Source organism: Holtiella tumoricola (assembly GCF_027857615.1).
GTDB lineage: Bacteria > Bacillota > Clostridia > Lachnospirales > Cellulosilyticaceae > Holtiella > Holtiella tumoricola.
The window spans coordinates 93,291-100,652 of the sequence record NZ_JAQIFT010000058.1 but is presented as its reverse complement, the minus strand read 5'-3'; the positions used below and the strand labels follow the sequence as shown (position 1 = coordinate 100,652).

The window sequence follows — 7,362 nt, the reverse complement described above, 5'->3', positions numbered from 1 at the left end:
TCTATGACCTCTTTTCTCATATCTATATTCTTTTTATTTAAGTTCGATTCCTACTGGGCAATGGTCTGAACCCATAACCTCATTGTAAATCGTTGCTGTTTCAACTTGTTCTTGAAGGCGATTAGAAACTAAAAAGTAGTCAATACGCCACCCTGCATTTTTCTCCCTTGCTTTAAAACGATAAGACCACCAAGTATAAGCCCCTTCTTGGTCTGGATTAAAATGACGATAAGTATCTGTGAAACCACTTGCTAAAAGCTCTGTAAATTTCCCGCGCTCTTCATCTGAGAAACCTGCTGACCCTCTATTAGTTTTAGGATTTTTAAGGTCAATTTCTTGATGAGCTACATTTAAATCACCACAAATAATAACTGGTTTCTTTTGATCTAACTCTACTAAATAGGTTCTAAAAGCATCTTCCCACATCATACGAAAATCAATACGTGCAAGTTCTGATTGTGCATTTGGTGTATAAACTGTTACAAAATAAAAGTTTTCAAATTCTAGTGTGATTACACGACCTTCTGTATCTAATTCGGGGATACCAAGCCCTAACTTCACTTCTAATGGCTCTTGCTTTGTAAAAATAGCTGTGCCTGAATACCCCTTTTTCTCAGCATAATTAAAATACTGATGATATCCTGGTAAGTCTAACTCTAACTGTCCATGTTGCATCTTTGTCTCTTGTAAGCAGAAAATATCTGCATCTACCTCATTAAAAAATTCCATAAAGTTTTTTTGTACAACTGCTCTTAAACCATTAACGTTCCATGAAATACATTTCATCCTTTGTCCTCCTCATTTTTCTCTATATAATCATCAAATAATAGTTATTCTTATTTAGCTAACTTTATTATAATCTATTTCTCTATCTAAATAAAGAATATCTGGCATACTTATATTATAATCACATATTTTCTTTATATAGCATTACCTTATTAATAACCTTTTATTGATTAAAGTATAGTTCTTAGTATGTAGGTTATGATAAGATTAATAACTTATATTAGGAGGATTTATATGTATAACAAAATTGATTTACCTTATGCTTATAATGCTTTAGAACCTTATATTGGTGCCACTACTGTTGAAACACATTACAGCAAACACTTACAAACTTATGTAGAAAAATTGAATGCCACTTTAGAATCTTGGGGTGAATGGGATTCTAAAACCCATTCTCTTGAAGCTTTACTCGCTAATCCTGAACAAATTCCAGTTGGTATTAGGCAAGCTGTTATTAATAATGGTGGTGGTGTTTATAATCACAATCTCTATTTCTCTATACTCTCTCCAAATCCTAAAAAACAACCTGAAGGTAAATTACTTGAAATGATTAACAAAACTTTTGGTGATTTAGCAGGTTTAAAAGATCAACTTACTAATGCCGCTATTAATCAATTTGGCTCAGGCTATGGTGTACTATGCAAAGATTGTAAGGGTGCTCTCTCTATTAAACAAGTAAAAAACCAAGATACGCCTCTTCCTGAAGGATTGACTCCTATCTTAAACATTGATGTTTGGGAACATGCTTACTATCTAGACTACAAAAATTTACGTATTGATTATGCTAATAAGATTTGGAATATCATTGATTGGTCAGCAGTAGAAACCCTTTATACTAAAGACTTAGACTGTCTTTGTAAATAATCATCTCCTCTCACCCATAAATATACAAACCCCTACCTTCTAGTGATTTACTAAAGGGTAGGGGTTATTAATAACCTATAACTATTAAATATTTTTACATTTCTTCTGTAGCATTGATGTTTTCTGCTGTATTTAAAAGTGGTAAAACTACCTTTTCTACCCTTGGTAAGAAAAATTGTACTATTGGTCCAATAAGTAGAATACAAAGTATTGTTCCTATCCCAACTATACCGCCTAAGCTAATCCCTACTATAGCTGATACACCATCACATGCCATACGTACTTTTCCATATGGCTTATTAAGTTTCTCTACAAACATAAAATACATAAGATCATTAGGAGGTATGCCAAGGTCTGAACATTTGAGAATAGAAAAACCTATTCCAATAATTATACATGCCAACATGAAGAGTAAAATACGTACTCCAAAGCCATAACTTCCCATTTGTAAGGGTGCAATCAGTGCTAAATTAAAATCAATAGCAAATCCTACGAAAATCATACAAAGAAACGTTCCAAGCTTGATACTCTTACGATCAAGTATAAATAAAATCCCTAAAAATACAAAGGTTATAAGTCTATTTGCCCAACCAGGTGTGATATGTAAGATGGTTGCTAATCCTTGTGTAAATAAAGTAAACGGATCAGAACCTAAATTTAATTCAAGTAGCATTGCTACTCCTAAATGCAAAAATAAAAGTCCCCCAAAAAATGCAATTAATTTCTTCACGTTTTATCTCCTTCTTATATGGGTACTATTTGATTAATTTTATTGAATTCCTATTACTGCTTCACTCAATACTTGACCAATTGGCTCATGAATCACTAAATCTGCTTGATTGTCATAAGGTGTTGAACTCTTATTGATCAATATGAGATGTTTACCTTTAAAATAATTAATCAAACTAGCAGCTGGCTGTACTGCTAAAGAAGTACCTCCAATAATAAGCGTATCTGCCTCTCTAATTGCACGAACAGCTTCTGTAATTGTTGTATCATCTAAACCCTCTTCATATAAAACCACATCTGGTTTAACTATCCCTCCACATGCACTACATGTAGGTACACCTTCTTTTGCCATAATGTAATCTAAATCATAAAAAGCATGACACTTTGTACAGTAATTACGATGAACGGAACCATGTAATTCATATACTTTCTTACTTCCTGCAAGTTGATGAAGTCCATCTATATTTTGAGTAATAACAGCTTTAAGCTTACCCATTTCTTCCAGTTGTGCTAATGCTAAATGAGCTTTATTTGGCATAGCTTCTTTATAAATCATCTTTTCTTTATAAAAGGTATAAAATTCTTCTGTGTGTCTTTTGTAAAAGCTATGAGAAAGCATAGTTTCAGGTGAATAGCCTTTGCCATTAGATGCTTGATATAGCCCATTTTCTGAACGAAAATCTGGGATATTACTTTCTGTAGACACACCAGCTCCTCCAAAAAAGACTATATTATTACTACTACTTAAAATCTCTGCTAACTGTTCTATCTTTTCGCTCATGTAGTCATCTCCATTTTTTATCATAGTATATTTATATACTCAATAAACCCGTCAAAATACTTCATTTTCACTTGATCTACTCTGAATATTTTAAGTTACATCTTATTAAGCGGTAATTCGTAAAGTTTAAACCAAACCAATTCCGGAATACCTAATCTTAAATCCACAATACCTGCTTCTTTATATCCACACTTTGTATAAAGTGCTTGGGCTGGTGTATTACCAATAGAGGCATCTAACCTAATTGCTTTAATCCCCTGTTCTTTTCCATAGTTTGCTGCAAACTCTAAAAGCTTCGTTGCAATACCGCGGCCCGTATACTCCGGGTGTATGGCCAATGTGTGTACTACTAATACCTCTTCGTTGTTTAATTCCTCGCTCCAGCTTCCTTCTTCATAAGCCTCTGCCTGATCATGATTTAGAATAACTGTCCCAGCTAAATGCCCTTCTTCGTATATAACAAATAACTCTTCTTTTTGAATACCTGTTAATGCTGTTTCAGCATTGGGATACACACCCTTCGTCCATCCTGTATAATTCACATGGGTTGCTAAATAATCATTTAAAGTATCATATAAATCTCTTACCGCTTCTACATCTGCCATCATTGCACGTCTAATTTGATTCATTTGTTAATCCTCTTCGTTCTTATATTCCTTCCCTATTGTAACCACTTTTATATTGTTTTTCAACTATTCCTATGGTAATATACTTTCTACTAAATATAATGCCTAGAAGATTATTTGTCATTCTTCTAGGCTTTTATTTATATATTCTATTTTAAATATGCTTTATTTTAATATGAAAGGAGAACTGATTATGTCTCGTACTACTCAACTTACCTTACAGCTCTTAGAAGATACCTATGGCGTATGTCGCCTAGCACCTACTCAATAAAAGTTACCTAGCCAGGTTCTGTAGAGCACCCCATCCCTCTCCGTTTATCAAGTCTACTAGAATGTGCACGCTCTTACTTTATGGGTTAGGATTCCATTTTCAAGGCGTCTTATCGAACACTTGGAGGCTTTGCCTTCAAATAAGAAATATTCACTCTAGTCTCTTCACCAAGATGTGTCACTGGAAGTGAAAACTTACTTCAATGAGTAGAAAAGGCCGGTGATGCGTAGGTGACCTCACTGGAGCTTTTTTCGAGGATGGACTTAGAATGTGTTAACGAATATGAAGGAAGGATTTTGTGCGAGTGTTTGAGCGCCAGCGAGTTTTCGCACATTCTGACTGAGTATGAGTTTACACCTTCTTAGTCCATTTGAGCAAAAGCAAAAGGGAGAGCGCACACGTAGTGCCCACCCCTCCTTCTTAACTGCTAAGTTTTCACTCTATAAGCTATTTACTACCTATCTGCCTTTGTAACTTTACGTATTCTTCCTTTAATCGGTGTGGTTTGAAGTTGATTAAGAACATCTTCACCTTTTCCATTTAAGATTTCTACGAAAGTTGAAACATCTTGTACGTTAATAATGCCTACATCATCGGCACTCATACCTTTTAAGTTGCACAATGTACCTACGATATCTACTGGGCGCATTTTGGTTTTCTTACCTGCATTAATATGGAGTTTAATAATGTCTTTAGATAACTTTTCACCCTTTGTTGGTGCAAGCTTAAGTGTTTTTTCATGGGTTTCATTAAACTTCTCAAGAGCTGCTTCTACATGTGCTACATCTGGTGGTGTTGTAACAGGTACTTCATAACCAATATAGTTATAAATAGCATCTAAGAATCTTTTATCTTGTTTAGTTGTAAGAGTAATAGACTTCCCTGCACGCCCCCCTCTTCCTGTTCGTCCAATACGATGTACATAGCTTTCTTTATCTTCTGGCACATCAAAGTTAATAACATGAGTAATATGATCAATATCAATACCCCTTGCTGCTACATCTGTTGCCACTAAGTAACGGAACTTACCAGCTCTAAAGTCCTCCATAACGCTAAAGCGGTCTCGTTGCTCCATCCCACCATGTATTTTTAGGATACGTACATCTTTTTCTTGTAAATAAGCTTCTATCTCATCTACTTGATCTTTTGTATTCGCAAAAATCATACAGCACTCTGGATTGTTTGAAACGAGTGTATGATAAAGTTCAGTTAACTTTTGCTCTCTTTCCACTAGATAGCAAACTTGTTCAATCTTATCTGCTGTAAGCTGTTTACTTTCAATACTAATATCTACTGGATGATTCATATACTTTTCACTAATACTTTGTACATTAGGCGCTAATGTAGCTGAGAAAAGTAAAGTTTGACGGTTATTAGGTAAGGCTTTCATAATACTTTCTAATTGATCTAAAAAGCCCATTTTGAACATTTCATCTGCTTCATCTATAACCACATAGCGAATCTCTTCTGCTATAAAAGTTCCTCTTTCTAAATGGTCTAATACACGTCCTGGTGTACCTACAACAACGTGTGTTTTTTGTTTAAGCTCTTTTTGTTGAATATGAAAAGGTGCCTTTCCATAAAGCCCTACTGTTTTAACACGTTTAAAGCGTCCGATGTTAAAGAAGTCCTCTTTGACTTGTAGTGCTAGCTCACGGGTTGGTGTTAATACCAATACTTGTGGCTTATTTTCTTCCCAACAAAGCTTCTCACATAAAGGTATAGCAAAAGCTGCTGTCTTTCCACTTCCTGTTTGAGACTTAACTAATAAGTCCTCCCCTTCTAAAGCCCTCGGAATAACTGCTTGTTGTACAGGGGTAGGCTGTGTAAAATGAAGCCCCTCTATCGCCTTTAACAATTCCTCACTTAAATTATAATCTTTAAAGTTATTACTCAATGTTGTCATATTTTCTTCCTCTCTATTCGATCACAGTCTTTTTCCACCTGCCTGTTTTCATATAGATTACACAAATCACTATAGAAACCATAGAGGCAATAGGTGCTGCAAGACCTATTTCATAAAGTGTCATCTCTGTCAATCTACTTAAACCATAAGCAATTGGAATACGTACTAAGAAAGTAGCAATTAAACTATGTATCATAGCAAATAAGCTATGTCCACAACCACTTAAAAATCCGTTCATACAAAAGATTACACATACCATAAGGCAATCTATACTATAGGACCTAAAGTATAAGCTACTGGCTACTATAACCTCTTGGTCCTTTGTAAACATTCCCATCAAAAGGCTACTGTCTCCTTGCCCATAAAGTAAGCATAAGAGACCAAAGATTGCAGAACATCCAATACCTGTGTAGAGGCATTTTTTCGCACGTTCTACTTTCCCTGCACCCATATTTTGAGCAGCCATAGCTGCAATAGCTGAAGCAAAAGCTGTTGGAGGTAACATTGCAAAGACAATCACCTTTTCTACAACACCTACTGCTGCTGCATCTATAAGTCCTCTTGAATTAATAATAGCTGTAATAATTAAAAAGGATATATTTACAAGAGCATCTTGTAAAGCAATAGGTAGCCCAACCTTAAAAATAGCCTTGATCTTTACCGGGACAAAACGAATATGCTGTCTACCAAACTCAAAAGGCACACCTTTTTTCTTCAAATAGACTAATGCCAACAAGAAACTAAGTCCTTGAGCTGTAATCGTAGCAACTGCTGCTCCTCTTGCTCCCCATTTTAATACACCTACTAAAATAATATCTACTATAATATTAATCATACATGCAATAGCCACAAAAATTAAAGGGGTCTTTGAATCACCTAGTCCTCTTAATATACCACTTACACTATTATAACCTGTAATAAACAAAATACCTAATGCACAAATGTTTATGTAGTGAATCGTATCTTTCAATGCCTCTACCGGCGTATGCATAAATTGAGCAATTGGATTTGCCCCTAACGCCATAATAACTGTTAAAATGCAGGCAATCACAGCAAACAAACTTATCATATTACCTACAATTTCAGAAATAGCTTCTTTCTTATTTGCACCTAAATATTGACCAATAAGCACTGTTCCTCCTGTGGTAAGACCTACTACAATGCCTGTAATCGTCTGCATTACTTGACTTCCTGTTGCAACAGCTGCAACCCCTGCTGCATCTGCAAAATAGCCTACTATTACAAGGTCAGCGGCTCCATATAAAGCTTGTAGCAAGTTCGCAATTAAAAAGGGCATAGCAAATTTCAACAATGTAGGAAAAATACGTCCTGTTAAAAGTTCTTGATTGTTCTCCATTATTTTTTCCTCCTTTATTTTTACTTATCTTTGTGTCTTGCT

7 protein-coding genes are annotated in these 7,362 nt (G+C 35.1%); 1 reads left to right on the top strand and 6 read right to left on the bottom strand.

Going from position 1 to position 7,362, the window contains the following annotated elements:
* Positions 1-33: 33 nt before the first annotated feature.
* The gene (locus tag PBV87_RS16225) at positions 34-786 is read right to left on the bottom strand and encodes an exodeoxyribonuclease III (protein WP_271012960.1); all 753 of its coding nucleotides are present in this window, start codon (positions 784-786) and stop codon (positions 34-36) included.
* A 234-nt stretch (positions 787-1,020) separates the two neighbouring features.
* Here PBV87_RS16225 and PBV87_RS16220 point away from each other — a divergent pair, with 234 nt between their 5' ends.
* The gene (locus PBV87_RS16220) at positions 1,021-1,650 is read left to right on the top strand and encodes a superoxide dismutase (RefSeq protein ID WP_271012959.1); all 630 of its coding nucleotides are present in this window, start codon (positions 1,021-1,023) and stop codon (positions 1,648-1,650) included.
* A 94-nt stretch (positions 1,651-1,744) separates the two neighbouring features.
* Here the strand turns inward: PBV87_RS16220 and PBV87_RS16215 are convergent, their stop codons facing one another.
* The 5 genes from PBV87_RS16215 to PBV87_RS16195 form a co-directional block, all read right to left on the bottom strand.
* Positions 1,745-2,380 carry a YczE/YyaS/YitT family protein gene (locus tag PBV87_RS16215; protein ID WP_271012958.1) on the bottom strand — a complete coding sequence of 212 codons (636 nt, stop codon included), beginning with the start codon at positions 2,378-2,380 and terminating at the stop codon, positions 1,745-1,747.
* A 39-nt stretch (positions 2,381-2,419) separates the two neighbouring features.
* Entirely contained in the window at positions 2,420-3,160 is a 741-nt protein-coding gene (locus PBV87_RS16210) for an NAD-dependent protein deacylase (RefSeq protein WP_271012957.1), read from the bottom strand.
* A 95-nt stretch (positions 3,161-3,255) separates the two neighbouring features.
* On the bottom strand, positions 3,256-3,789 hold the full coding sequence (locus PBV87_RS16205) for a GNAT family N-acetyltransferase (protein ID WP_271012956.1): 534 nt from the start codon (positions 3,787-3,789) through the stop codon (positions 3,256-3,258).
* A 722-nt stretch (positions 3,790-4,511) separates the two neighbouring features.
* The gene (locus tag PBV87_RS16200; RefSeq protein ID WP_271012955.1) at positions 4,512-5,963 is read right to left on the bottom strand and encodes a DEAD/DEAH box helicase; all 1,452 of its coding nucleotides are present in this window, start codon (positions 5,961-5,963) and stop codon (positions 4,512-4,514) included.
* A 13-nt stretch (positions 5,964-5,976) separates the two neighbouring features.
* Positions 5,977-7,320, bottom strand: a complete 1,344-nt coding sequence (locus PBV87_RS16195) for an MATE family efflux transporter (protein ID WP_271012954.1) — start codon at positions 7,318-7,320, stop codon at positions 5,977-5,979.
* Positions 7,321-7,362 lie beyond the last annotated feature (42 nt).

What these genes read in the sequence shown, in the direction of transcription:
- PBV87_RS16195 (WP_271012954.1), bottom strand. Translation starts at nt 7,320, where the DNA reads ATGGAGAACAATCAAGAACTTTTAACAGGACGTATTTTTCCTACATTG.
- PBV87_RS16225 (WP_271012960.1), bottom strand. Translation starts at nt 786, where the DNA reads ATGAAATGTATTTCATGGAACGTTAATGGTTTAAGAGCAGTTGTACAA.
- PBV87_RS16205 (WP_271012956.1), bottom strand. Translation starts at nt 3,789, where the DNA reads ATGAATCAAATTAGACGTGCAATGATGGCAGATGTAGAAGCGGTAAGA.
- PBV87_RS16210 (WP_271012957.1), bottom strand. Translation starts at nt 3,160, where the DNA reads ATGAGCGAAAAGATAGAACAGTTAGCAGAGATTTTAAGTAGTAGTAAT.
- PBV87_RS16220 (WP_271012959.1), top strand. Translation starts at nt 1,021, where the DNA reads ATGTATAACAAAATTGATTTACCTTATGCTTATAATGCTTTAGAACCT.
- PBV87_RS16200 (WP_271012955.1), bottom strand. Translation starts at nt 5,963, where the DNA reads ATGACAACATTGAGTAATAACTTTAAAGATTATAATTTAAGTGAGGAA.